The sequence below is a fragment of the Oleiphilus sp. HI0123 genome (genome assembly GCF_001635315.1).
Window position 1 is genome coordinate 1 of sequence record NZ_LWGE01000199.1, and the last position, 992, is coordinate 992.

The 992-nt window shown below is 44.1% G+C and carries 2 protein-coding genes; both read left to right on the plus strand.

Annotation, left to right across the window (positions count from 1 at the left end; genetic code table 11):
- Positions 1 to 345, plus strand: a 345-nt coding sequence (locus A3761_RS01810; RefSeq protein WP_068749691.1) for a thioesterase family protein, incomplete at its 5' end; no start/stop codon positions are given.
- Positions 346 to 506: 161 nt separating this feature from the next.
- The coding region (locus tag A3761_RS01815; protein ID WP_369808149.1) for a phosphoribosylamine--glycine ligase at positions 507 to 992 on the plus strand (486 nt) is incomplete at its 3' end.

Genomic DNA, 992 nt, shown 5'->3' on the forward strand with positions numbered 1-992 from the left:
AACGGCTATACCCGCTTTTTCGAAGAAGCTCGCTGGGTATTGTTTGAAAACTTCAATGCCATAGAGTTTTTCTCACAGCTTGATCTGACACTGACCTTGGTAAATAGCAATATAAACTATCGTCACCCATGCCTCTTCAATGATCAGCTCGAGATCCATACCAAGGTAATGCGCATAGGTAATACCAGCTGTAAAATAGATCAAACTATCTACTTGGAAGGTAGCAACACGATTATCGCAGATGCCAGCAATACTTTTGTATTAATGGACAACAAAGAACATAAGGCTGTGCCGATTCGCGACCAAGCTAGAGAGAAGCTGGCCCAACTTGCAAACTCTGCTTAGCATTCATAAGAGTTGGTTGTTCGTAAAACCACTCTTGCCCATTTTACGAACAATTATTTTTTATATCTCCTCTCGAATAAGGTATCCTTGCGCCCATTTCCATCTCCAGGCGACTCCGTAAGCCGCCTGGCTATTAAGTTATTATTAGATCGGGTTACGCTATGAATATTCTTATCATTGGCAGCGGCGGCAGAGAACATGCTCTTGCCTGGAAAGCTGCACAAAATAAAGACGTCGAAACAGTTTTTGTTGCACCAGGAAATGCTGGTACCGCATCAGACAGCAAATTAAGCAATGTCGACATTGACGTTATGAACTTTCAAGCGCTGTCTGATTTTGCCAAAGAGAATCAAGTCGCACTTACCATTATCGGCCCAGAAGCGCCTTTAGTTGACGGCGTTGTTGACCATTTTGAAGCAGAAGGCCTTCGCTGCTTTGGCCCTTCAAAAGGTGCGGCTCAATTAGAAGGCTCTAAAGCTTTCACTAAAGATTTCTTAGCTCGCCACAACATACCTACTGCCGACTACCAGAATTTTACGGAAGTAGAACCTGCCTTAGCATACTTGAAAGAAAAAGGTGCCCCGATTGTTGTTAAAGCCGACGGTTTAGCGACTGGCAAAGGCGTAATCGTTGCCGAAACTCTGGAG